At 65.5% G+C, this 22,589-nt stretch carries 18 protein-coding genes and 1 pseudogene; 6 read left to right on the forward strand and 13 right to left on the reverse strand.

Annotated features, from left to right (window positions below):
• Nucleotides 1-54 precede the first annotated feature (54 nt).
• Genes DB31_RS38875 through DB31_RS38885 form a run of 3 tightly spaced genes read right to left on the reverse strand, consistent with a single transcriptional unit; the run spans nt 55 to nt 4,959 of the window.
• On the reverse strand, nt 55-1,218 hold the full coding sequence (locus DB31_RS38875; RefSeq protein ID WP_044197808.1) for an FAD-dependent oxidoreductase: 1,164 nt from the start codon (nt 1,216-1,218) through the stop codon (nt 55-57).
• 8 nt (nt 1,219-1,226) lie between these two features.
• Complete coding sequence (locus DB31_RS38880; protein ID WP_044197810.1) at nt 1,227-3,110, reverse strand: LodA/GoxA family CTQ-dependent oxidase; 1,884 nt, start codon at nt 3,108-3,110, stop codon at nt 1,227-1,229.
• Between the two features lie 16 nt (nt 3,111-3,126).
• Nucleotides 3,127-4,959, reverse strand: coding sequence for a fascin domain-containing protein (locus tag DB31_RS38885; protein ID WP_157232382.1), 1,833 nt, complete (start codon nt 4,957-4,959; stop codon nt 3,127-3,129).
• Between the two features lie 767 nt (nt 4,960-5,726).
• On the opposite strand from DB31_RS38885, the gene DB31_RS38890 reads away from it, so the two are divergent.
• Both DB31_RS38890 and DB31_RS38895 read left to right on the forward strand, forming a co-directional pair.
• On the forward strand, nt 5,727-6,755 hold the full coding sequence (locus tag DB31_RS38890; RefSeq protein WP_052420593.1) for a serine hydrolase domain-containing protein: 1,029 nt from the start codon (nt 5,727-5,729) through the stop codon (nt 6,753-6,755).
• A gap of 314 nt (nt 6,756-7,069) precedes the next feature.
• Nucleotides 7,070-8,773 (forward strand): hypothetical protein, encoded by a 1,704-nt coding sequence (locus DB31_RS38895; RefSeq protein WP_157232383.1) that lies wholly within the window; start codon nt 7,070-7,072, stop codon nt 8,771-8,773.
• 271 nt (nt 8,774-9,044) lie between these two features.
• Here the strand turns inward: DB31_RS38895 and DB31_RS38900 are convergent, their stop codons facing one another.
• Nucleotides 9,045-9,323 (reverse strand): hypothetical protein, encoded by a 279-nt coding sequence (locus DB31_RS38900; protein WP_052420594.1) that lies wholly within the window; start codon nt 9,321-9,323, stop codon nt 9,045-9,047.
• 378 nt (nt 9,324-9,701) lie between these two features.
• Here DB31_RS38900 and DB31_RS38905 point away from each other — a divergent pair, with 378 nt between their 5' ends.
• The 3 genes and pseudogenes from DB31_RS38905 to sitI6 all read left to right on the forward strand — a co-directional run bounded on the left by DB31_RS38905 (nt 9,702) and on the right by sitI6 (nt 11,566).
• Nucleotides 9,702-10,256 carry an EF-hand domain-containing protein gene (locus DB31_RS38905; RefSeq protein ID WP_240487152.1) on the forward strand — a complete coding sequence of 185 codons (555 nt, stop codon included), beginning with the start codon at nt 9,702-9,704 and terminating at the stop codon, nt 10,254-10,256.
• A 41-nt stretch (nt 10,257-10,297) separates the two neighbouring features.
• Nucleotides 10,298-10,804, forward strand: a pseudogene (gene sitA6, locus DB31_RS38910) (SitA6 family polymorphic toxin lipoprotein); the annotation flags it as partial.
• A gap of 24 nt (nt 10,805-10,828) precedes the next feature.
• Nucleotides 10,829-11,566 (forward strand): SitI6 family double-CXXCG motif immunity protein, encoded by a 738-nt coding sequence (sitI6, locus tag DB31_RS38915; RefSeq protein ID WP_044197819.1) that lies wholly within the window; start codon nt 10,829-10,831, stop codon nt 11,564-11,566.
• Between the two features lie 131 nt (nt 11,567-11,697).
• On the opposite strand, the gene DB31_RS38920 is transcribed toward sitI6, so the two are convergent.
• The 5 genes from DB31_RS38920 to trmFO all read right to left on the reverse strand — a co-directional run bounded on the left by DB31_RS38920 (nt 11,698) and on the right by trmFO (nt 17,306).
• The gene (locus DB31_RS38920) at nt 11,698-12,603 is read right to left on the reverse strand and encodes an alpha-ketoglutarate-dependent dioxygenase AlkB (RefSeq protein WP_044197821.1); all 906 of its coding nucleotides are present in this window, start codon (nt 12,601-12,603) and stop codon (nt 11,698-11,700) included.
• Between the two features lie 3 nt (nt 12,604-12,606).
• Complete coding sequence (locus DB31_RS38925; RefSeq protein WP_044197823.1) at nt 12,607-13,509, reverse strand: tyrosine recombinase XerC; 903 nt, start codon at nt 13,507-13,509, stop codon at nt 12,607-12,609.
• 67 nt (nt 13,510-13,576) lie between these two features.
• On the reverse strand, nt 13,577-14,095 hold the full coding sequence (locus DB31_RS38930) for a DcrB-related protein (RefSeq protein ID WP_240487153.1): 519 nt from the start codon (nt 14,093-14,095) through the stop codon (nt 13,577-13,579).
• 245 nt (nt 14,096-14,340) lie between these two features.
• The gene (locus tag DB31_RS38935) at nt 14,341-15,954 is read right to left on the reverse strand and encodes a hypothetical protein (RefSeq protein WP_044197825.1); all 1,614 of its coding nucleotides are present in this window, start codon (nt 15,952-15,954) and stop codon (nt 14,341-14,343) included.
• Complete coding sequence (gene trmFO / locus DB31_RS38940; protein WP_044197827.1) at nt 15,954-17,306, reverse strand: methylenetetrahydrofolate--tRNA-(uracil(54)-C(5))-methyltransferase (FADH(2)-oxidizing) TrmFO; 1,353 nt, start codon at nt 17,304-17,306, stop codon at nt 15,954-15,956. Before trmFO ends, DB31_RS38935 begins: the two co-directional genes overlap by 1 nt.
• 279 nt (nt 17,307-17,585) lie before the next feature.
• Here trmFO and DB31_RS38945 point away from each other — a divergent pair, with 279 nt between their 5' ends.
• Nucleotides 17,586-17,972 carry a TraR/DksA family transcriptional regulator gene (locus DB31_RS38945; RefSeq protein WP_044197829.1) on the forward strand — a complete coding sequence of 129 codons (387 nt, stop codon included), beginning with the start codon at nt 17,586-17,588 and terminating at the stop codon, nt 17,970-17,972.
• 12 nt (nt 17,973-17,984) lie between these two features.
• Here the strand turns inward: DB31_RS38945 and DB31_RS38950 are convergent, their stop codons facing one another.
• The 4 genes from DB31_RS38950 to topA form a co-directional block, all read right to left on the reverse strand.
• Nucleotides 17,985-18,515, reverse strand: coding sequence for an ExbD/TolR family protein (locus DB31_RS38950; RefSeq protein ID WP_044197830.1), 531 nt, complete (start codon nt 18,513-18,515; stop codon nt 17,985-17,987).
• Between the two features lie 65 nt (nt 18,516-18,580).
• Entirely contained in the window at nt 18,581-19,102 is a 522-nt protein-coding gene (locus tag DB31_RS38955) for an ExbD/TolR family protein (RefSeq protein ID WP_044197832.1), read from the reverse strand.
• Between the two features lie 33 nt (nt 19,103-19,135).
• On the reverse strand, nt 19,136-19,867 hold the full coding sequence (locus DB31_RS38960; RefSeq protein ID WP_044197834.1) for a MotA/TolQ/ExbB proton channel family protein: 732 nt from the start codon (nt 19,865-19,867) through the stop codon (nt 19,136-19,138).
• A gap of 156 nt (nt 19,868-20,023) precedes the next feature.
• Nucleotides 20,024-22,579, reverse strand: coding sequence for a type I DNA topoisomerase (topA, locus tag DB31_RS38965; RefSeq protein WP_044197837.1), 2,556 nt, complete (start codon nt 22,577-22,579; stop codon nt 20,024-20,026).
• Nucleotides 22,580-22,589: the final 10 nt, after the last annotated feature.

A 22,589-nucleotide genomic window follows, 5' to 3' on the forward strand; every position in this document is an offset into this window, starting at 1 on the left:
TCAAGGAGCGCAAGCCGCTGCAGGCGGCCCCCCGCTGATCCCCTGCCCCGCCCATCACCCCGCGGGCGCTGTGAGCCGGCGCTGCCAGAAGTCCTCGCCGGCCCAGCGTTGCTCCAGGGTGTAGTGGGCATGACGCGCGGACAGGTAGCGGGTGAATTCCTCTGCCTCCCGCCGCGCGTAGTCCTCCAGCGCTCCGCTGCTTCCTCCCAGCGCAGAACATAGGGCCCGCGCCGCCGTGCGCCCGGTGCGCAGCCCCTTGAGGATCCCGCTCGACGAGAGCGGATCCCACATCGCCGCGGCGTCCCCCACCGCCACCCAGCCTGCCCCCGCCGCGTGCTCCAGGCGGCTCGTCTCGCAGCGGCGCACCTGCAGCCGTGACACCGCCTCGAGCTCCCCTACCCGCTCGCGCAGGTACCGGGTCGTGGAGAAGAGCGCGCTCCACCCCGCCGGCTGCAAGGCACCGTAGCGCTGGAGCACATCCACATCGCTCAGCAGCGTGAGGATGAGACGGCCCTCGGGCAGCGGCGCGGCGTACCACCAGCCCTGGGGCGTGGCCTCCACCACCAGGTGTTGCTGCTGGAACCCGGCCGGCCTGTCGATGACCCCGGACACGCTGCACAGCGCGTCCCAGTTGCGCCGCCGCATGCCGCTCTGCCGCGCCACCTGGGCCGAGCGCCCGGTCGCATCCACCAGGGCCTCGCAGCGCAGCTCCGCTGGGCCCCGGGGCGTGCGGACCTTCACCCTCCACCCGTGTCCCTCGCGCTCCAGGTGGGTGACGCAGGTGCTCCGCCACAGCGGCACCTGGAGCGACCGGGCATGGCTGGCCAGCAGCCCGTCCAGGTGCCGGCGCTCCACGTGCCAGCCGCTCCCGTAGGGATTGGTGAGGAACGAGTGGTGCTGGGGCTGCTCCGAGCCCCAGGTGGCTTCCAGGCCATGCGACTCCAGGAAGCCGTCGGTCTCCAACGGCTCGGGTGCCAGCAACTGCCGCAGCTCGGCGAAGGCCACCGGGGAGAGCGTCTCCCCGGGACGCCAGGGAGAGTAGTCCGTGCGCTCCAGGACGCAGACGGAGACGCCCGCCCTCACCAGGGTGAGCGCGGCGCTCAGGCCGGCCACGCCGCCTCCCACCACCACGACGTCATAGGAGGATCGCAAATCTGGTGCTTCAAAGGCCATGGACTCCATCGGGTCCTCCAGGCTGGAGATGGGAGCGGTGCTCATGAGGGCGGCTAGGAGGCCTTGGCCGCTGGCGTCGCTGCGGAGGCGACGGCTGTCGGGGCGCTCTTCTCCTGGGTCTCGAAGAAGGCCTCGCCCTCGTTGATGACGAAGCCGAGCTTCCACCAGTTCGCCTGCATCTGGATGTACATGGCCATCTCGACGGCGCTGGTGCCCTCAGGCGCGCTGTTCTTGATCTCCGGCTTCTTCGCCTCGACCTCGGCGACCGCATCCAGGGCCCGAGTCCAGGAGACCATCTGGATGTCTCCCTTCTTCGCGTAGACATCATCCGGACGGTGGGCGGCCCACCACATGTGGTACATGCCGTCGCCCTGGAAGGCGTTCTTCTTGAAAGACTTGGGGTCGAAGAACTGCTTCTTGCACTGGTAGAAGTCCGCCTGCCAGGGCAGCGCCATCTGCTGCGAGAAGAACCCCGGGCCAATGGCGAGATTCGCCGTGGTGGGGAACACCGTGCCCGAGTGCTTGATGCGGAAGGGAGCCGCGTACAGCTCCGGCAGGCGCACCAGCCAGCTGCAGTCGATGCCAGGGAAGAAGGGGCCGCCCACGCTGTTCTCCAGCGCGGCCCGATCGAGCCCCCCGGCGAAGATCTCCGTGTCGATGGCGTGGGCCTTCGTCGCGTCCCAGTCCTCCTCGAACTGTCCCTCGGCCCAGCGCTTGAGCACCGCGTACTGCACCCGCGTGAGCGTCATGAAGTAGCCCTTCTTCATCCCCTCGTTAGGCGCTTCGTCCGTGTAGAAATCCCCGAATCCCTTGGGCATCAGCAGGGGCTCCTGGGTGGCGCTGAAGGGATCCCTCAGGTAGCCGAAGATCGTCTTGCGCAGGCGCTGGCCCTTGACCGAGGCCACCGTGCCGAGATCCTGCTCCACGCCCGCCAGGGAGGCATGGAAGGACTTGGAGGCCTCGGGGTTGTGGACATTGCGGTGCCCGAGGGCCCGATCGAGGATGGGGAACACTTCCTGCCTGAAGGAGGGCTTGTAGTTCTGGAAGGAATGGGTCGTCGTGTTCCAATCTGCGCGCTGCTTCTCGAGCCGGGCAAACAGGCCCTTGTCGAGCAAGCCGTCAGTGGTGGAGATCGGCACATCCTTGGAGCGCACCGCCAGGTCCCACATGGTGTCGAACAGGCGCACCACGTTGCCCACCGCGGGTCCGAAATCCGGCGGTCCCACCAGCAGCCACGCGCCGTTGTTGCCCTCCAGCTTCGCCGTCTGGGTCTTGCCTCCCTCCGTGTAGGTGATCTCCGCGCTCACGGGCCCGTCCGACATGTCGTCGAACCAGTGATCATTGTTCACGTAGTCGTCGATGAGCTTGCCCTGGTCTGTCTTGCTGGACTGGCCAAGCCCGCCCAGCACGAGCAGGCGGCCCTGCTCATCCGTGCGCAGTTCGCCCAGCGTGGTGATGGGGATGTTGCGATTGGGATTGGTGAGGGACACGCGCGGCTGGCTCTTGCCCGAGATGGACTTGAGCCCGGGGTCGATGACGAGCAACCGCTCGCGATCGGCCGCGGCCTGGACATGCGCATTGCGCTTCGCTTTCCAGGCGCCGTTGTCCGCCCCCTCCTGCCCATTGAACTTGAAAAAGGCGGCCTTGCGGTTGGCCAGGTGGACATTCCATTTGATGCCGGTGATGTCAAAGCTGCCCTGGGTGATTTCCCGCAGGGGGCTCAGCACACCGCTCTGCATCGTGTATTCAAAGACACGGAAGCGAGCCGCCTGCCGCTTGACGCGGCCCTGGCTGTCCTTGAAGGGCTGGAACTTCTTCTGGGCGATGTCGAAGTTGGGAGGCTGGTTGGGATGCTCGGGGCCGATGTAGAACTCGTCTGGGGAGTTGCCAACGCGGGCGACGCCAACGGCAGGATGGATGCGAAAGAATCGGGCCATGGTGTGTTCCTCTGAATCAGTGGGTTTGGGAGTACAGCTTCTCGAGGAGTTCGATCAGGCGCTTCTTGTCCGTCTCACCCAGCTCCCGATCCACGGGCATCTTGAAGCCAACGATCTTCGCCTGCGTGGGATTGGGATCGAGCCGGTCGAGGATGGGGCTGCTCTGGTCCGCGACCATGTCCTTGCTGAAGATGTCGTAGCGAATGGCGCCGTGGCAGCGGTAGCAATACCTGTTCATCAGGCCGAGCAGCTCCTTGTCCTCGGCGTTCGACGTCCAGTTCAGGGGGGCCGAGGTGGGCTTGCGGTCCTTCTTGAGCGGATGGCCCACGTTGGAGAAGGAGAATGCGCGCTTGATGAGGTCGGGCTCCGGCGCCACCGAAGTCTTGTGGATCTCCAGCCACTTGTTGGTCGCGGCGAGGGGGAAGCCCTTGGGGTTCACGCGCTTCTGCATGACCGCCACCTCCTGGTTGAGCTGGCGCATCACGTCGAAGGCCGCGGCATATCGGGCCGCCTTGACGTCCTTGCCCGCGTCGAAGAGCGCGGCGGGCGCATCGGCCTTGTTCAGGGCGGGGAAGTCCCCATCCGTGAGGCGGTCTAGCCAGTGGTCGGTGTCGAGGTAGTTGAGCACCGCCTGACCGCGCAGCGAGCCATGGCAGGTGTCACACCCGTTGGGGACGAAGTAGGGAGCGCTGCCATGAAGCGTGCCGGCATCGAAGGAGGCGTCGAGCGCGTAGGACAGCTTGTAGCCCTTGTCCGAAGGGCCGAAGTCCATCCAGTAGATGCTGTTGAGCTCCGCGTTCTGGCATGCGGTCTGGCCCGCCTTGCACTGGGTGAGCAGGGCCACCTGCGTGTTGACGGAGCCATTCTTCACCAACAGGGGCACGTTGGTGCCGCCAAAGGGGCTATGGGTGGGGGGCGAGGTGAAGTGGTTGAAGAGGATCCAGGCGCTCTCCACGAAGTGGTTCTGCGCCTGGGAGCCCGGGCGGGCCTTCATGCGCACCAGCCGACGCCAACCGACCTTGCGCTGCGCGGGAGCGACGCTGAAGTCGACGATCTTGGGCGCGAAGAAACGGGAGACGAGAATGTCTTTGCTGTCTCCGCTGCCTCCGCTCGCGGTGCCATTCTGCACGACGACGGTCCACTGGGCCACGGCCTGTTTCCGAGGGTCGGTGGCATGGATCGTGACCGTGTCAGGAACGCTGGAGGAGGGTGAGCATTTGCTGCACCGGGCCAGGTAGTTGCCTGTGCTCGCCTTGAAGGCGACCTTCCCGTTGGGAAGGAGCTCCGGGGTGAAGCGCGCGACAGCAGGCGGAGTGGCGCCGAGCGCGCTGACGGTCGCGAAGTCCTTGATGGTGGCTCTATCGATGCATCCAGTGCACCGTGCCACGTAAAAGCCGGTGTCCGCCTTGAGCGCGATCGTGCCATCGCCCGCGTCCACCACCTCGAAGAGGGTGGAGGGCTCGGAGTTCGCACTGGCGTGGACGGTCACGGTGTCCACCACCTCGAGCGTAGTGCCTTGCTGGCAACCTCTGCAGCGGGCGAAGAACAGACCCGTGTCCGCCTTGAGCGAGACCTTGCTGCCCACGGGCAGCACCTGCGCGACGGTCGCCCTCCCCTCCATCAACGACTCGGGCGTCGCGAACTCAATGTCCTCGGGGGTGAACTCCTTGAACCCGAGGTAGCTCAACAGGTCCTTGAAGGTCGCCTGCGCCTCAATCGTGGCGGGCGTGAGAACTCCGAGCTTCTTGGAGAGCGCCTTGTAGTACTTGGACGCCTCCTCCGGGCTGCCATTGTTGAGGGCGCTCTCCTGTGGCTCGGAGGCGCTGGCGGCCTGGGCAAAGCCGGGCACGGCGTGCAGTGCCCCCCACAAGGCGCAGAAGGCGAGGAGTGAGCTTCGACGGGGATGCGATGAAGTGAGCGCGAACATGCTCACGCGGCTTCAGCAACAAGCATGCCTTCCATTGGCAGGGGCGCTTACCGCTCGGGGCCAGACGGAGAGACCTGTTCGGGCCAGGGTCTCCATGAAGGGCTTTGGTGTGTCAGCAAGCCCTTTGACACGACTACCGACATGTCAATGAGTGTCAGCCGGAGCGCAAAGGCGTTAGCTGGTAACAGCACAGCGGACTGCGGGAACCGATGAAGGGCTGAAGGAGGCGGTGCTGGAATAGGCGTGGGTCCAGGTGCCCGGGCAGGAGGAGGCCCATTGGTAGGAGAGCGCATCGCCATCCACGTCGGAGGCCAGGGTGGAAACGGAGGTGGACTCTCCCGCGTCGAGGAGGTTGAGGGTGTCACCCGGGTTGGGATCGTGAACGATGGCAGTGAGGGAGAGAGAGCCGCCCGTCAGGACAGAAGTGGAGGAGACAACCAGGCAGAGACAATGGGGAATGCGGTATCGGCGGGTGCTTGCTTGAGGAGACTGCCGGGCGCCGGACGGTGGGCAGGACGGCGCTCGACGGTGTCGGCCGCAGCGTGACACACCGCTACGCCTTGACAAAAATCATTGGCATTCCGGTTCTCGTGCTCGCACTGGCGAGCTGCGGTTCATCGCAGGCGCATGCGAATCCAGACTCGCGCCCTGCCCCCACGAACTCGCTGGAAGAGCAGGTCGACAGGTTGATGGCTCCGTGGAGCCAGGGCGACACGCCGGGCGCGGCCATCCTCATCATCCAAGAGGGCCAAGTCGTCTTGAAGAAGGGCTATGGCCTCGCCAACCTCGAGAGCCAGAAGCCCGTCACGCCGGACACCGCCTTCCTGCTCGCCTCCGTCACCAAGCAGTTCACGGCCATGGCGGTCATGATGCTCGCCGAGCGCGGCAAGCTGAAGTACGACGATCCGCTGTCAAAGTTCTTTCCCCAGTTCCCGCCCTACGCAAATCAGATCACCGTCCGCCACTTGCTTCACCACACGGCCGGCCTCCCGGAATACGAAGACCTCTTTCTCGAGACCGGCAAGCTCGACCCGGACTATCCACGGTCGGCGAAGGCCCCGCAGAGCCCATTCGAGCCGACCTCCCAGGACACCCTCGCCCTGCTCGCCCAGGTGATGGCGCCCCGCTTTGCCCCCGGAGAGCAGTATGAGTACAGCAACTCCGGCTATGTCCTCCTGGCGCAGATCGTCGAGAAGGTGTCGGGGCAGCCCTTCGCGCAGTTCCTCCGGCAGAACATCTTCCAGCCGCTCGGCATGAACCGGTCGCTCCTCTATGACGAGACGCGGCCCCCCGTTCCCAACGTGGCCACCAGCTACCTGCTCAAGAATGGCGTCTACCGCGATATCGACTACACTCCGCTGAACGCCATCTATGGCGAGGACAACATCTACTCGACCATCGAAGACCTCTATCAATGGGACCAGGCGCTCTACACCGAGAAGCTCGTGAAGGCCGCGACGCTCCAGGAGGCCTTCACCCCGGGGACGCTGCGTGATGGCGAGGCCACCGAGTACGGGTTCGGCTGGTGGGTGCACACGTTCCTCGGCATGAACGCGGTGGGACATGACGGCTCGTGGCTCGGCTTCAAGACCGTCATCCTGCGCTTCCCGGACCAGCGTCTCACGGTCGTCATGCTGGCCAACCTGCACGACATCGACGTGGGAGACCTAGCTTTCAAGATCAGCAAGCTCCAGCTGACCGGGAACAAAGCCCAGTGAGCGGTGTGCACAGGCGGGCTGTGTTGGCGTGAGCGCAGTCCGCCCACCCCGCCGTGGCATGGAGCGAACACGAGGCATCCGCTTCCATCCGGGCCCGGACCCGTACAGAGAGGTGGGCGATGCCCCAGGCGATTCGACGTTGGCGGTGGTCATGGCTGCTGCCGCAGCTTGCGGTCATCATGGCGTGTGGAGGAACGCAGCCAGCGCTCGCGCCCTCCTCCCGCACCCCGGCCGGCCTCCCAGCGTCCGGGGTGTTGCTCAGCCCGGCCTCGAACGCCGACATCCCTCCCGGCGTGACTGGCTCCGCAGCATTCATGTTGTTCACGCGACTGTCCGCCGAGAGTCACTGCCGCGGGCCTGCCCTGTTGTGCTTCTCCCCGATGGAGAACGACACGGCCTATTTCCGTGACGTCGCAACCGGCGGGCGCGTCTTTGCCCTCGGAGAGCGGGAGGGACAGTCCTGGCACTCGACGGCGGAGGACCCCGCCGGAACGCAGAGGATCCACGCGAAAGTGGTGTTCCATCCCTCCTACCTGGGCAGGGAGAACTGCTTCGTCGATACCGGCACAGAAACCGCCCTCTGCGGCTCGAACACCATCTTCATCGACTTCTTCTCCGTCTCACAGTGCATCAAGCCAGGGCTTTGGACCTGGCGGTTCTTCGAGGATGACAAGGAGTTCTCGTCCGGAAAATACACGGTCCACCCCACCCTTCCCCCCGGCACCACGCCCGCAATCAATCAGGGCGTGTTCGGGCAGGAATATGACAAAACGGGAGAGCCCATCCGCAGGAAGGGCTGCATGCTCGTGTCCCTGACCGAGATGCTTCAATACCACGGCGTCCAGCCTGGCCCCGATGTGTCGAACCCCGTGCTCGACCTCAATCGCTGGCTCATCCTGAACGGTGGTTTCGTGGGCGGAGACATCGACCCGCACAAAATCGAGGACTACGCCATGTGCAAGGGCCGTGTGGCTGGGTGCCGGCCCGTCTACGTCCACTACCAGGGGCCTTCGGTCGGCTCGGAACTCAAGATGGACATCTGCCGCTTCGGTGCGCAGCCCATCCGCATCCTGGGTCCTCGGATTGTCAGCGGCCGTCCCCTCCCCACCCATTGGGCGCCGGCGACCGGCTTCACCTCCGACGCGCTCACCGACGTGTTTCTGGCGGACCCGAACGGGGGAGAGGTGGACAAACTCTACTCCAGTTACAAAGACAGAGCCAATTACGAGCCCATCCCCAACGGCCAGACGCGTGTCTTCAACGGCGAGGAATTCATCATCACGGATAAAGGCCGCAATGGGCTTTTCATCGTCCTACACTCCCCCGTCCACCTAATGGTCACGGACCCCGCAGGGAGGAGGACGGGGCTGGACGTGAGCTCAGGCCAGCCCCTCTCCGAAATACCGCATGCCGCGTATGACCCCGGTGGGTACGGCGATGTCATGGACGAGGACCGCGGTGACCCCAACCCGCCCAGGTCTTTCGTGATGACCCAGTCCTCCGCTGGCAACTACACACTGGACGTGACCGGAACGGCCGCTGGCAACTACACACTGGACATTCGCTCGTACGATCGGGCTGGGACCGACACCACCAGCACCTTCGCGGACCTGCCCATCCAGGCCGGAGAGCGCCACGGCTATGCGCTGTCCTATTCCCCCGAGCCAGGAGCGCCACCTGCCGTCGTGGGAGGCTTCGATGGCGGCGGCCAGCGCCCGCGGGACGTCAACCAATTCCTCACCTACATCAGGCCGTTGGACAGCCGAACCTCGCTGCCAGCGGGCACGACGAGTTCCTCTGTCATCTTGAAATACGGACCGACGACGCTCCCAGAGACGTTCTCCGCCAGCCTGAATGGCGTGGACGTGAGCGCGTTGTTCCACCCGGCCCCTGGCAGCTTCGAAGCGGTGACGCTCAACCTCCAAGCTGGCAGCAACGTCCTGATCCTCTCCATCGATGGACGGATTGGGAGACGTACGGCGACGGACTCCGACCGCCTCGTGCTGGTGGTCAACTAGCGGCGCCGCGAACCGGAGGTGAACGTATAGAGAGGACAGGAGCCCTATTAGGGGGGGTAGCGGGCGGCAGCAGAACGAGAGGTGAGAGCCGCTGACGGCTACCCCATGAGCCACAGTCCGGGTCGGCGCAGATGCGATTCATCTCCAGCAGACACACGCCTGCCCAGCCCAGGATGCCTTCCCAGGCGGGGCGAGGTACGGGATGAGGCCTACTGCGGCGGCGGGTTCGATTCCCGCCGCCTCCACTGTTTCACGCTGTAATCACGGGTGGTTAGCAGCGTCCACCAACCGTGTCGCGTGTTATGTCGCATCCCGGAGCAAGAGGACGGTCCAGCACGTTGACCGCCTCCCTCCGGATGTCGGGGCTCAAGTGGGCGTAGCGCTTGGTCATGTCGATCGTCGCGTGCCCCATCAGCTCCTTAACCACCGTCAGCGGGCCCCCCTTCATCACGTGGTCAACAAGGATCTGATCCTTGCTGATAACTGTGGAGTGCTTGTTGTTGTTTTCGCTGTCGGTCAAGAAACGCTTCGTGAACTCAGAAAGCGTCACCCGTTCCTTGCTCTTCTCCCTTCCGATTGGACCAGCTCTTCCTTAGGAATGAACATAATCCTTTTTTTTACAACGCGAGTTGACAACTCCGCGTCACATTGTTCGTTTCAAAGTGATGCCGCAAGGGCTTTGTTGAGGCCATCGACTGCCGGTCGCGGAACCGGAGGTCTTAATTCGCCCCTGCCGAAAAATGCTCATAATCAACCAATCGACTTTGGAGTAACCCTCGCATACCTGGGCGCGCCCACTTGACCTGCGGAGCCCCTATTCTCCTTGCTGCGGAGTCAGGAGCTGTTTACGCTCCAACCGCCGTGACCTGCCTGCCCGATACGGGGCAATAGCGGCTCCAAGAACATACCACTCCAGCGAGGTATCTTCGTGACAACGGATTTGCAGGTCAAGAAGTTCAATTATGTGTTCAAATGGTTCGACCAGAATGGCGATGGATGGATCACCCAGGACGACATCGAGAAAATGGTCAAGCTGTTCACCGCGCTAGCGGACAACGCTGATCATAAGAACAAGAGTGCGATGAGTAAGGGTTTCATGAACTGGTGGAACCTCCTGCTGGAAGCCCGTGAGAACAAGGCGAGCGAGAAGATCGGGAATCAGGAATTCATCCGCATCATGGATGCTGTCGTGATCGCTCCTAAGAATTTCGAGATTGCCGTGGGCTACATCGTCGACGGGTTGCTGGGCGCTCTTGACCGCGACGGCAATGGCAGCCTTTCACAGGGAGAGTACGTAGGGATGTATAACGCGCTTGGAATCCCTCCGACCACCTCCGCCGAGGCCTTCAGGCGGCTCGATCGGGACAGCAACGGCGAGATCAGCCGTGCGGAGTTCCATCAGGCTCTCTTCGAGTACTATCTGAGTGCGGACCCGAACGCTCCCGGCAACTGGCTGCTGGGGCCCATGGATGTACTCAAATAAGTGCGAAACTCGATCGCGACCGCCTAACCCCATAAGCCTCCGAAGTCGTTGCGAGTGCTCCTCTGGCGCATGGTGCCGAGTTGGCGAGAGGTTTCCGCCCTCCGCTGCGCAGTCCTGGCACCAGCCGTGACTGGAGGCGTGCAGGCCTTCGAGGCGATGCCCGTCCCCAGATGACGTTTCACTTCCGCTATCGCTACGGTTTCCTCCCGGCTTTCCCTCGGCTTGAAGGCACGCTGCGCAAGCATCACCTGTTTCCTCAGGCCAACGAGTTCCGCGAATGGTTCCGCGCCCATGGCATCAACGTTCATGATTGGACGATGGTCATCCCAGCCCGGGCCCACCAGCGCATCCATGGTGGCGACGGACGTGGCGGGCCCTGGAACGAGGCCTGGCGAGAATTCATGCGGGCCAATCTTCACCGGCGACTGAATCAGGAGGAACTGATACGCAAAGCCTTTGAGCTGACGTACCGCTTCGACATCGTCGGGCCCATCATCCCGTATGGACATGCGCTTGTCCCACAGGGCCCTCAGCTCCACGCCCCGTAGCGAGGGGCTGATAAGAGGAGACGGATGAAGCTCTATGAGTTCAAGGGGACGGAGCCACGCTTCACAGGCAACCTGGGGAATGCGAAGCACAAGTGGGGACTGCCCGGAGTGGAGCCCTGTGTCGTGTGTCGCGCGGGAGGTGGGATCATCGGGCTTCAGTATCCGTGCGTAGACCTGTCGGCTCTTCCGGCCTCGGAGTTGGAAAAGCTGTCCGACTCCTGGCCCGTCCCCTTCGAGGAGTTCCTTCGGCTGCGCGAGCAGGTGCGTCCGTTCGCACCCATGGGCGCCCTGCTGGAACCCGGCACCCGGATGGGGCCCCTGGAGGGTCCAGCCTCGGGCCACTTTGGCCAGCTCTTCATGCAGAACCCCTGGTCGCTCTACGCGCGCCGCGAGGCGCTGGAGCGGCTGCAGGACGCGGGTGTGCGTGGTCTCAAGGGCTGCCCGCTCAGTGTGCGCTTCCGGGTCAAGCGTCCGCCCGAGCTACGAGAGCTGGAGTTGGAACTCCACGGCAGATTTCATCCCGACTGTCTGCCGCCAGTCCGCAAGCCCCCATGCGAGAAGTGTGGCAATGACCCGTTGACCCTCCCGGAGAGATTCTGGCTTGACGCCAGCTCACTGCCTGCTGACCTGGATGTGTTTCGGCTCCTCGCTGCCCCAGGCTTCATCATCGCTACCGAGCGCTTCGTCGAGGCAGTGCGCCATCTGGATCTGGATGGAGTGATCTTTCAGGAACTGGAAGTGCCCGAGGCTGTCCGCGATTGAGCACTCGCCGATGTCCAGAACCCGGATCCGCGACGCGTCGACCGTTTGCTTCCACCTCGCTGCGGGTTCGATTCCCGCCGCCTCCATCCCGAGAAGCCCAACAATCTTAAAGGGAGGGCCCACGCTTCAGCTCAGCGCGCCGGTGTCTGAGGAGACGAGGGATTGCTCTCAGACTGCTCGCGGGCCAACTCCGCGCGGAAGAACGCGCTGCTCTCAGCCAGGGTGCGCATGTACGGCCGTACGTCCTCGCGGGCCTCGGGAGATAGCTTCGCGAAGGGAATCACGTGCTCGTCCGGCACATAGCGGAAGGTGAAGTTCACGCGCCGGGTCTGGAAGTCGGGCAGCTCGGGCGGCAGCACATGCCCCTCGCGCGTGTCCACCCGCTGCACCCGGTGGAAGGTCTGCTCCTTCCACTGCACCCCACCGAACAGCTCCAAGGACCCGTCATCGAGCCACTGCTCGAGCACCACCGCGTCGCGCTCGCCCGGGCGGGTGGACGTCACGAACTGGATGAGCGCCCGCTCGCCCAGTGACAGCGAGGCCACGGGCCCAGGCTCGAAGTCCTTGTGCTCGCCCACGCGCGCGGTGTCCACCCAGCGCCCGTCCTCCAAGCGGCTGCCGTAGAAGTTCACCAAGCACGTGTTGAGGTGCCAGCGCGGAGGCATGTCCGGCCCCCGGAACATCCGCCGCGCCAGGGCCTCGATCTTCTCCACCTGCCGCTGGAGCACCGGAGGGAACGGCTCGGCCCGCACGCACCGATCCTTCACCCCCTTCGGAGGCCGGTAGTAGTCGAGGCACGCGAACTGCCAGTTGCCCAGCCAGTACACCGGCCGCAACAACCGGCGCTGCGTCTGCCCCGGCGGCGGCGGGAAGTGCTTCGAGTAGCGCTCCTCCCACAGTGGCTTCAGCGTTGCCAGCCATGTGAGGATCTCCGCTCGATCCGCGGCCGGAAGGAAGCTCCCATTGTAATGGTGCCCAGGCGTGCGCTGACGCACCTTCGGACCGGGCCCACGCCCATAGCGGCTCGGAGGCGGCATGGCTCAGGCCCGCGGGTGCGCCGCGTCGTACACCTGCTGCAGCTGCTCCACGGTGACGTGCGTGTAGCGCTGCGTCGTGGACAGGCTCGCGTGCCCCAGCAGCTCCTGAATGCTGCGCACGTCCGCTCCGCCGCCCAGCAGGTGCGTCGCAAACGAGTGGCGCAGCGCGTGCGGGCTCACCTTGCGCGCCAGCGCGCACTGCACCACGTACGTGTCCAGGTGCCGCGCGATGCTGCGCGGAGTCAACCGCCCCCCCTTGTAGTTGAGGAAGAGCGCATCCGGATCCTGTCCCGGCCGAGGCGTCGCCAGCAGCTCACCTCGCCGCGCCAGGTACGCCTCCAGCGCCCGGATGGACTGCGCGTTCACCGGGCACAGGCGCTCCTTGCTCCCCTTGCCCATCACCCGGACGATCCGCCCGCTCCGATCCACATCCAGCAGGCTCAGCCCACACAGCTCGCTGATACGCAGGCCGCCTCCATAGAGGATCTCCAGGATGGCCTTGTCCCGCAGCCCCAGCACCGTCTTCAGCGAGGGCATGTCCAGGATGGCGAACACCTCGTCCACCGGGAGCACCTTCGGCAGGCTCTTGGGCAGCTTCGGGCTCTTCACCAGCTTCGCCGGGCTGGCCGACAGCAGCTTCTGCCGCACCAGGTACCGGTAGAACGACTTGATGCTCGCCAGCCTCCGCGCGCGGCTCGCCGGCGCATGGTCCACCGCCAGCGTGCCCAGGTAGCCGCGGATCGCCGCGTGCGAGCCCGCCAGCAGCGACAGCTTCATCCGCTCGACGAGGTAGCGCTCGTAGTCCACGAGATCGATGAGGTAGTTCCGCACCGTGTGCGGCGACGCCCCCTTCTCGTGCTCGAGGTAAGCCCGGAACTGCTCCAGCAAGGGTGACAGCGACTCCATGTCCGAAGCGTAGACGGCTCCGGGCCTGCCGCAAACTTTGGAAGCTCCGCAGCCCGCCCCGCCCTGTTCACGCCGCGATGATGCGCAGGTGGCGCGGCTCGATGTACTGAGGACGGGAGCGCGTGGAGGGAGGCAGCGAGGAGGGCTTGGCCTCGGCCGGGGCGCTCAGCGTCGCCGACGCGAACAGCTTCTCCGCCGTCGCCCGGCTCGCCTGCAGGCGCTCGGCCCGCTGCGTGAACGTGAAGATGTGCACCACCCCGCCGCGCGCCACGTAGAAGTGCAGCTGCGCCAGCTTCATCCCGTGCGCCACGTACGTCATCTCGCGCAGGAACCCGCCCAGCGTCCCGAACGTCGCCGGCTTCTCGGCCACCAGCTGCACGCCCTCCAGCTTCTCCCGCATCTGCGCCAGCATCCGCGTCGCGAACTGGGGCGGCGTCTCGCGAGGCCGGATCGCCTCCGTCGTGTACCCCAGCGAGCTCCGGAACCCGTCCTCCACCGGCCCCGAGGCCACGATCTGCGTCGCATCCGACCAACCCTCGGGCAGGGACATCTGCAGGCTGCCGTACTGCATGGTGCGCGAGCTCATGGTGGGACTCCGAGATGAGGGTGGCGCCCGCCAGTGACGCGGCGGGCTACATACACATTATCGCACCATGTACGCCTTGGTTTCCCATGTGCGCACATTGGAGGATAACACCCCTCATTCCGCTGGGTTAGCGGGCCCCCGCCGCAAAATTCCAGCCCAGTGCCGTGATTTTCAAATCAATCCGGCCTGATTTTCGAGTCAATTTCCCCTGATTTTCGAGTCAACCAACGCAGTGCGTCGAAGGCTCAGAGGGTGGCAGGGGCCACGTAGACGCCGGGCTTCTGGCCCTGCGTCACGAGGTACACGGCGTGGGAGTCCCCCGGCCCGGCGAAGTAGGCGGGGATCTGCACCTTCTGGTCGAGCGTCTTCCGGGCCTTGCTCTTCATGTCGTAGACGCCCACGTCGTAGGTGTCCGAGTCCATGCGGGCATAGGACAGGAGCACGCGCTTGCCGTCGCTGGAGAGCTTGTAGCTGTACATGCCCTGGATCCAGGTGGCGGGCTCGGCGCGCGTCTGCTGCGTCAAATCCAGCGCCTTGAAGTCACAGGCGCGGCCCTCGCGGATGCAGTTGGTGCGGAAGATGACCTCGGAGTTGCCCGGGGTGAAGCCATAGCCGAACACACCGGCCTGGACCTTCTCGGCCTTCTCGGCGCCGAACGTGTAGAGCATCAGGTCCACCGAGTACACGGGCTTGAGGAAGCGCGAGAGGAACGCCACGTGCCGGCCATCCGAGCCCCAGGTGTAGTTGGGCACGCGATCGCCCACGCGCTGGGTGGCGCCGTCCGGCAGCTTCACCACGGACATCAAGCCCGCACGAGCGGTGGGATCGTACCGCTCCAGGAAGCCCAGGGCCTGCGAGTCCGGGGAGAAGGAGAACTCCTCCACCCGCTCGCCCACCTTGCGCCCGGGGCTGCCGTCCGAGGGCCCCAGGTACAAGTCCCCGAGCACCTCGGGCTTGCCGTTCTCCGTGCGCGCCAGCCACTTGCCGTCCTTGGAGAAGCCGAAGGCCTTCGTCCCGGTGGCCACCTTGCGCGGCTTGAGGTCCGCCACGTCCGCGAGGAAGAGATCGTACATGCCGCGCTCGGCCTCGCTGCGCGCCTGCCACGCCACGTGCGCCCCGTCCGCGGACACCTCGTAGTCGCCCACGTAGTCACCCAGCTTGCGCGGGGCCTCGGGCTTCTCCACGGACACAGCAGCCAGCCCGCCCGCGGCCACCAGCCGCCGCTTGAAGAAGAGCGTCTTGCCGTCCTGGGTGAACTGCGCGGTGGAGACCTCGCCGCCTACGTCCTTGAAGGGGCCAGCGGGCAGCGGCCCCAGCTTCAGCACGCCGTTGTCCACGAAGGCCAGCAGCTTCCCGTCCGGGCTCGGCAGCATGTACGTCACCTGCTCGCCCAGCTTCGCCGGCTCCGCGGTGGGCTCGGTGAGCGCCAACACGTGCAGCGCCCCGGCCTGGACTGCCGGGTTGTAGCCCGTGAGGAAGAACAGGTAGCGCGAGTCCTTGGAGAACAGCTGGCCGCCCGGCACGTTCGTCACGGAGTCGCCCAGCTTGCGCGGCGATCCACCCGGAACCGGAACTCCGTGCAGTTCGCCCAGCAGCATCTGCGGAGGAATGCCGTCCAGCCGAGGCTTCTTGGCCTCGAGCAGGAACGTGACGAACTGGCCATCCGGAGCCACGCGCAGGTCCGACGCCAGGCCTGGGGCGATCAGCGTCCCCATGCCGCCCACCACCGCGCCCTTGCCGCTCCCGGAGCTCCCGCCGGTGCCGCCGCCGCCGCTGCCACCGCCGGAGTCCCCGCGCTTGCATCCCACCACCGAGAGCGCCATGAGCGCTCCCACCACGACGAGTCGCCGAAGCTGCATTACGCGCTCCTCTGAAGGGTCTGCGAGACGGCCACCGAGGGCAGCCACGTGGCCAGATCCTCTTGGGCCCGCGCCGAGTACCGCGCCCGCTTGTCCTGCTTCTTCACCCGCCCAGGCAGCGGCGGGAACAGCCCGAAGATGACGTTGGACGGCTGGTGCGGGTGGTCCGGCGGATGCGCCTCGCCCGTCACGTGCCGGTACAGCGAGCCCAGCGCCGTGGTCGCCGGCGGCGGGACGAACTCACGCCCCTCGATCCGAGCGCTCAGCGCCAGCGCCACCAGGGCGCCGCACGCGGTGGACTCCACGTATCCCTCCACTCCCGTGATCTGCCCCGCGAAGAACAGGCGCCGCTCGGACTTCAAGGACAGGTCCTTGTCCAGCAGGCGCGGCGAGTCGATGAACGTGTTGCGATGGATCTGCCCCATCCGCAGGAACTCCGCTTCCTTCAGCCCGGGGATGCAGGTGGTGAAGATGCGCTTCTGCTCGCCCCAGGTGAGCCGGGTCTGGAAGCCCACCATGTTCCACGAGGTGCCCGCGCGATCCTCCATGCGCAACTGCACCACCGCGTACGCCTGCTGCCCGGTCCGAGGGTCCATCAATCCCACCGGCTTCATGGGCCCATACGCCAACGTGTCGTCTCCGCGCTCTGCCATCACCTCAATCGGCAGACAGCCTTCGAAGTATTTAGGTTCCTCGAAAGCGTGCGGTGTCAGCTTCTGGCCCGCCTTCACCTCGGCGATGAAGCGGTAGTACTCCTCCTTCGACATCGGCAGGTTCAGGTAATCGTCCCCATCGCCCTTGCCGTAGCGGCTCTGGCGGAAGGCGATGTTCATGTCGATGGAGTCGCCCGAGAGGATGGGGGCGATGGAGTCATAGAAGTAGAGCTTCTGCCCCACGTGCCGCTCCAGCTCCTGCGTCAGGGCATCCGAGGTCAGCGGCCCCGTGGCCACCACGACCAAGCCCTCGGGCAAGTGCTCCACCTCTCCGTTCACCACCTCAACCAGCGGGTGCTCGCGCACGGCCTGGGTGATCTCTCCGGAGAACTTCTCGCGCTCCACCGCCAGGGCGTCCCCGGCGGGCACCCGATGCGTGTCCGCGCTGCGCAGCACGAGCGAGCCCAGCGCGCGCAGCTCCGCGTGCAGCAGGCCAATGGCGCTCTCCGGGTTGTCCGAGCGCAGCGAGTTGGAGCACACCAGCTCCGCGAACATGTCCGACTTGTGCGCGGGCGAGCGCTTGTGCGGCTTCATCTCCCGCAGCGTCACCGGGATGCCTCGTCGCACGAGCTGCCAGGCACACTCGCTGCCCGCCAACCCGCCCCCAATCACCGTCACTCGCGGCTTCGCTTCCGACATCACTCGCTCCTGAACCCTCGCCCTCGGGCTTGTACATCGGGGCTGTCCGAAAACAGTTAGCAGGACTCCCCTCCCCTTTCCCACGACGAAAAAGCGCCCGGGTGTCAGCCCGTTGGCTGTTGGAAGACGCCTGCTCGCCTGCCCTCCAGCCCGGCCCCGTGCCTTAAACGGGGCTCCGGTTTCCCTACCTCCTGGGGACCCCTAGGTTTCACCCGTTCAACGCTCGGGAAGAACGGTCCGAGCGAGCGCAGTCACCTTTGGAATGGAGCCACACGGGCCATGACGCGAGCCAATGACCTCATCAAGATCCGCGAGCTGCTCCAGCGCCGCCGCCGGGAGATCCTTCACGCGAACGAGGGGGCCCACCGGGAGCTGACCGCCCTGAAGGACCAGGAACGCGATCCCGAATACGAGGAGAACGCCCAGTCCGAGCTCGCCGACTACACGCTCTCCAGCCTGATGGAGGCCCAGCGCCGGGAGATCATGCTGATCGACGCCGCGCTGCGTCGCATGGACACGGGCGTGTTCGGCGAGTGCGTGGACTGTGGCTACGAGATCCCCCTCGATCGCCTGGAGGCCCTGCCCTTCGCCATCCGGTGCGAGGAGGACGCCACCCGGCACGAGCTGGAGACGCGCGGAGGCCACGCCGCCGCGCCGTCCCTGTAGCCTCGGAGCCGCCTACTGCCCGCCCTCTTCCTTCTGGAGCACCACGAAGCGGTAGTTCTCCAGCTCGTTCTGGCCCGCAGTGTAGAGGACGGTGAGGAGCAGATCATAGGGGACCCGCTTGTCCCCGATCACCGACAACTCCCGGTTGAACGGCGCCGCCGGGTTGCGGTCGGCGATGTACTTCAGCTTCTCCACTTCCTTCTTCAGCGCGGCGTCCAGCGGCGCCACGAGCCGGCCCTGAAGCTGCTCGGCGGGCACCTGGCCGTTGGTCAGCCTCAGCACTTCCTTCTCACCCACCAGGATGTTCTTGGGGGTGATGGTGACGGCCACCGTGTCCTTGGGCGTGGCGCGGGTGGAGGACACCGGCGGCTTCACGTCATCCGACGCGGTGATGGACGCCGACGACGAGGCGAAGGACTTCAGGAGGAACACCAGGAGGATGGTCATCATGTCCATCATCGCGGTGATGTTGAGCTCCTTGATCTCGCCGGCCGCCTCGCGCTCCTTGCGCTTCTTGCGCGCCAGGGCCTTGCGGAAGCGCATCCGCTGAAGGCGCTCCTCTTCCTCGGGAGCCAGCGGGCCGGCGACTTCGGCGTCAGTTGTCGCGCTCACAGGGCCCCCAGGGTGACGTCGGGGAACAGCAGGTGGCGATCCTTGCCCATCGTCTCGCGGCACGCGTCCATCGTGCCAATCAGCGTCTCGTACTGGACCTCGGCGTCCGCGGCGATGATGACCTTGCTCTCGCCGGGGAAGGCCTGCTTGATCTCCACCATCTTCGCGTTGAGGGCTTCGTAGTCGTAGCTGCCGTCGGCCTTCACGGGGATGGTGGGTGTGTTGCCGCCCGCGCCGAGGATGGCGTTCTCGCTGTTGATGAAGTGGCCCTGCTTGGAGATCAGCACGCTCAAGGTGAGCTTGGGCTGATCCGAGTTCTCCTGCTGCACGCCCGCGGAGGGCCCGCCGTAGTTGGGGGCGCTCACGTTGAGGATGCCGAACGAGGCCAGCCCCGTGATCGACAGCAGCATGAATAGGATGAGGTTCATGAGGATGTCGAGGTAGGGAACGATGTTCAGTTCCCCAGACTCCTCTTCCTCACGAGGCTTCAGCTTGCGGCGAGAGAAGTAGAACGCCATGCGCGGCGGCCCTCTGGCTCAGCGTGGCGCCGCTCAGGCGGCCCGGGACTCGCCATCCACCTGGGTGTCCCCAGCGTGGCGGCGCGACAGCAGGTTCTCCAGCTTGAGCGCGTTGAGCTCCACGCTCTCCACCATGGCCTTGGCGTACGAAGTGAGGATCAGGTGGAACACGATGCAGAGCACCGCGATCGACAGAGCGAACGCGGTGTTGTTCATGGCCTTGGAGATACCGTCGGAGAGCAGCGTCTGCTTCTGCTCGGCGGGCACGTTACCGAGCGCCTGGAACGTGCCGATGAGGCCGAAGATGGTACCGACCAGTCCCACGAGGGTGGCGATGTTCGCCAGCGACCACAACCAGGGGATGCGCGCGGAGACGTGCGGGGTGGCCTCGACCATGGCCTCCTCCACCGCCTTGGCCACTTCAATCTCGCCGCGGTTGGCGCGGGTGAGGCCGGCGCGGATCACCTTGGCCAGCGGAGAGTTCGGAGCGGCGCTGCACAGCTTCACCGCGCGATCCACGTTGCCCGTCATCACCAGCTTGGAGATCTGCTCCATGAAGGGCGGGGCATTGAGGTTGTAGCGGAACATCAGCGTGTAGATGCGCTCGAAGGCCACCGCGAGCGAGGCCGCGAACCAGAACAGGTTCACGAACATGAAGGGGCCACCGTCCTTGAAGAACTTCACGACGGAGTCCACGACGCCCAGCTTCTCAGGGCCTGCGGCCAGGATCACCCCGTCCAGCAGTCCGCTCACAATGGGGATCATCGCGCTGCGATTCCTTTCAACGCCCGCGGTCCGGCACACCCGTGCAAGGCACGGGCGGCGGTCTCCCAGGCAGGGAGCGGGCTGTACCTTCTTAGAAGGTGCCCGCCGAGCGTGTCAAGGCGCCGACGGGCTACCCTCCCGGAACCATTGGGACTTTCAGGCAGCCGAGGGAGCGGTCAGCTCGCCTGGCTGCTGGATTTCCCGCCGGTAGTCGCACTCCTTGTTGGGGCACGCCACGTAGGCGCCGTCCCGCTTGGAGAACTTCTGCAGCAGGTACGGGGACTGGCAGCTTGGGCACGTCTCGGCGAGCGGCCGATCCCACGCGGCGAACTTGCAGTCCGGGTACCGGTTGCAGCCGAAGAAGATCTTCCCGCGGCCGCTGCGGCGCTCGGTGAGGTAGCCCTGCTTGCACTCCGGGCAGTTCACGCCGATGGAGATGGGCTTGGACGTCTTGCACTCCGGGTAGCCCGAGCACGCCAGGAACCGGCCGAACCGGCCCCGCTTGATCACCATGGGCTTGCCGCAGTTCTCGCACTTCTCGTCCGTGGTCTCCTCCTCCACGATGACGATCTTGCCCTCGGCGTCGCGCTTGAAGTCCTTGGTGTTCTTGCACTCGGGATAGTTCGAGCAGGCGAGGAAGTGCCCCATCTTCCCGAACTTGATGACCATGACGTTGCCGCACTTCTCGCAGGCGATGTCGGTCTTGATCTCCTCGCGCTTGACGTCGCGCATCTCCGCTTCGGCCTTCTCGAGCGTCTCCTTGAAGGGCCCGTAGAAGTCCTGGAGCACCGCCTTCCAGTTGGCGCCACCCTCGGAGATCTGGTCCAGCTTCTCCTCGAGGTTCGCCGTGAAGGCGACGTCCATCTCCTTGGGGAAGTGCTTGACCAGCATCTCGTTGGTCATCTGCCCCAGGTCCGTCGGGCGGAAGCGGCCCTCGAGCTTCTCCACGTACTTCTTGTCCTGAATGGTGGAGAGAATCGCCGCGTAGGTGGACGGACGGCCGATGCCCTGCTCTTCCAGCTCCTTCACCAGCGTGGCCTCCGAGAAGCGCGGGGGCGGCTGGGTGAAGTGCTGCTCGTTGAGCAGCTTGTTCAGGCGGATCTTGTCACCGTCGTTGAGCACGGGCAGCTCGCCAGTGGCGTCCTCGGCGCCCTCCTCGCCCGCAGCCTTGGCCTTCTCCTTCTCGGACTCCTCCTCGGGAGTGAGGCTCGCGCCGTACACGGCCAGGTAGCCAGGGAACTTCAGCGTGGAGCCCGAGGCCCGGAACGTGGCCCGGCCCGCGGTGATGTCCGCGCTCGTCTGGTCATACACGGCCGGCATCATCTGGCACGCCACGAAGCGGTTCCAGATGAGCTCGTAGAGGCGGAACATGTCCTCCTCGCCCATGGCCTCGAAGAACGGACGCACGCGCTCCGGCGGGTACTCCAGCGATACGGGGCGGATGGCCTCGTGCGCATCCTGGGCGCTCTTCTTGCTCTTGTACTGCACCGGCTCTGGCGGCAGGGACTCCACGCCGTACTTGGAACCGATGAACTCGCGCACCGCCTTCACCGCGTCGTCCGACAGACGCGTGGAGTCCGTACGCATATAGGTGATGAGCGCCGTCTGGCCCTCCTCGCCGAGGGGCACGCCCTCGTAGAGCTTCTGGGCCAGCGTCATCGTCTTCTTCGCGGTGAAGGACAGCCGGTTGGCCGCCTCCTGCTGCAGCTTGGAGGTGATGAAGGGCGCGGGCGCGTTGCGGCGCCGCTCCTTGCGGTCCACCTTGGCGACGCTGAAGTCGGCGCCCTGCAGCTCGGCCACCAGGCCGTCCGTGGTGGCACGATCCTTCAGCTCCACCTTCTTGCCGTCCACCTTGGACAGCTTGGCCTTGAAGGGCGGCGGGCCCGCGGGGCCTTCCAGCAGCGCGTCCAGCGTCCAGTACTCCTCGGGCACGAAGGCCTTGATGGATTCCTCGCGCTCGCAGATCAGCCGCACCGCCACGGACTGCACGCGGCCAGCGGACAGGCCCCGGCGGATCTTCTTCCAGAGCAGCGGAGAGATCTGGTAGCCGACGAGCCGGTCCAGGATGCGCCGCGTCTGCTGCGAGTCGTAGCTCTCCTGGTTGAGCTGGCGCGGTTGGGCGATGGCCTCCTGGATGGCCTTCTTGGTGATCTCGTTGAAGAGCACCCGCTGCGCATCCTTGTGGCCCAGCTCCTCGTGGATGTGCCAGGCAATGGCCTCACCCTCGCGGTCGGGGTCCGTGGCCAGGAAGACCCGGTCCACGTTCTTGGCCACCTTCTTCAGCTCGTTGAGGACTTTCTCCTTGCCCTTGATGACGTGGTACTCGGGCTGGAAGTCGTGCTCCACGTCCACACCGATCTTGCTCTTGGGCAGATCCTTGATGTGGCCGACGGACGCCTTCACCGTGTAGCCCGAGCCCAGGTACTTCTTGATCGTCTTCGCCTTGGCGGGAGACTCCACCACCACCAGGTAGTGCGGGCCCTTACCGCGCCGGGCGGACTCCTCCTCACCCTCCTCCTCCTCGGCGGACACCTCCACCTCGGCCAGAGCGGCCTTGCCCTTGCCCTTCGCCTTGGCGGCCACCTTCTTGGCGGCGCTCTTCTTCTTCGCAGTGGCCTTCTTGGCCGCCGGACGCTTGGCCGCCGCCTTCTTCGGCGTCGCCTCCTCCGTGGCGGCTTCGGTCTCGACTTCCTTCTTCTTCCGCGTGGCCATGACCTCTCCT

The organism is Hyalangium minutum (assembly GCF_000737315.1).
Taxonomy (GTDB): Bacteria; Myxococcota; Myxococcia; order Myxococcales; family Myxococcaceae; genus Hyalangium; species Hyalangium minutum.

Bases quoted from the DNA above. Each gene is read 5' to 3' on its own strand.
- DB31_RS38875 (WP_044197808.1), bottom strand. From the start codon at position 1,218: ATGAGCACCGCTCCCATCTCCAGCCTGGAGGACCCGATGGAGTCCATG.
- DB31_RS38880 (WP_044197810.1), bottom strand. From the start codon at position 3,110: ATGGCCCGATTCTTTCGCATCCATCCTGCCGTTGGCGTCGCCCGCGTT.
- DB31_RS38890 (WP_052420593.1), top strand. From the start codon at position 5,727: ATGGCTCCGTGGAGCCAGGGCGACACGCCGGGCGCGGCCATCCTCATC.
- DB31_RS38895 (WP_157232383.1), top strand. From the start codon at position 7,070: ATGTTGTTCACGCGACTGTCCGCCGAGAGTCACTGCCGCGGGCCTGCC.
- sitI6 (WP_044197819.1), top strand. From the start codon at position 10,829: ATGAAGCTCTATGAGTTCAAGGGGACGGAGCCACGCTTCACAGGCAAC.
- DB31_RS38920 (WP_044197821.1), bottom strand. From the start codon at position 12,603: ATGCCGCCTCCGAGCCGCTATGGGCGTGGGCCCGGTCCGAAGGTGCGT.
- DB31_RS38925 (WP_044197823.1), bottom strand. From the start codon at position 13,509: ATGGAGTCGCTGTCACCCTTGCTGGAGCAGTTCCGGGCTTACCTCGAG.
- DB31_RS38930 (WP_240487153.1), bottom strand. From the start codon at position 14,095: ATGAGCTCGCGCACCATGCAGTACGGCAGCCTGCAGATGTCCCTGCCC.
- DB31_RS38935 (WP_044197825.1), bottom strand. From the start codon at position 15,954: ATGCAGCTTCGGCGACTCGTCGTGGTGGGAGCGCTCATGGCGCTCTCG.
- trmFO (WP_044197827.1), bottom strand. From the start codon at position 17,306: ATGTCGGAAGCGAAGCCGCGAGTGACGGTGATTGGGGGCGGGTTGGCG.
- DB31_RS38945 (WP_044197829.1), top strand. From the start codon at position 17,586: ATGACGCGAGCCAATGACCTCATCAAGATCCGCGAGCTGCTCCAGCGC.
- DB31_RS38950 (WP_044197830.1), bottom strand. From the start codon at position 18,515: ATGCGCTTCCGCAAGGCCCTGGCGCGCAAGAAGCGCAAGGAGCGCGAG.
- DB31_RS38955 (WP_044197832.1), bottom strand. From the start codon at position 19,102: ATGGCGTTCTACTTCTCTCGCCGCAAGCTGAAGCCTCGTGAGGAAGAG.
- DB31_RS38960 (WP_044197834.1), bottom strand. From the start codon at position 19,867: ATGATCCCCATTGTGAGCGGACTGCTGGACGGGGTGATCCTGGCCGCA.
- topA (WP_044197837.1), bottom strand. From the start codon at position 22,579: ATGGCCACGCGGAAGAAGAAGGAAGTCGAGACCGAAGCCGCCACGGAG.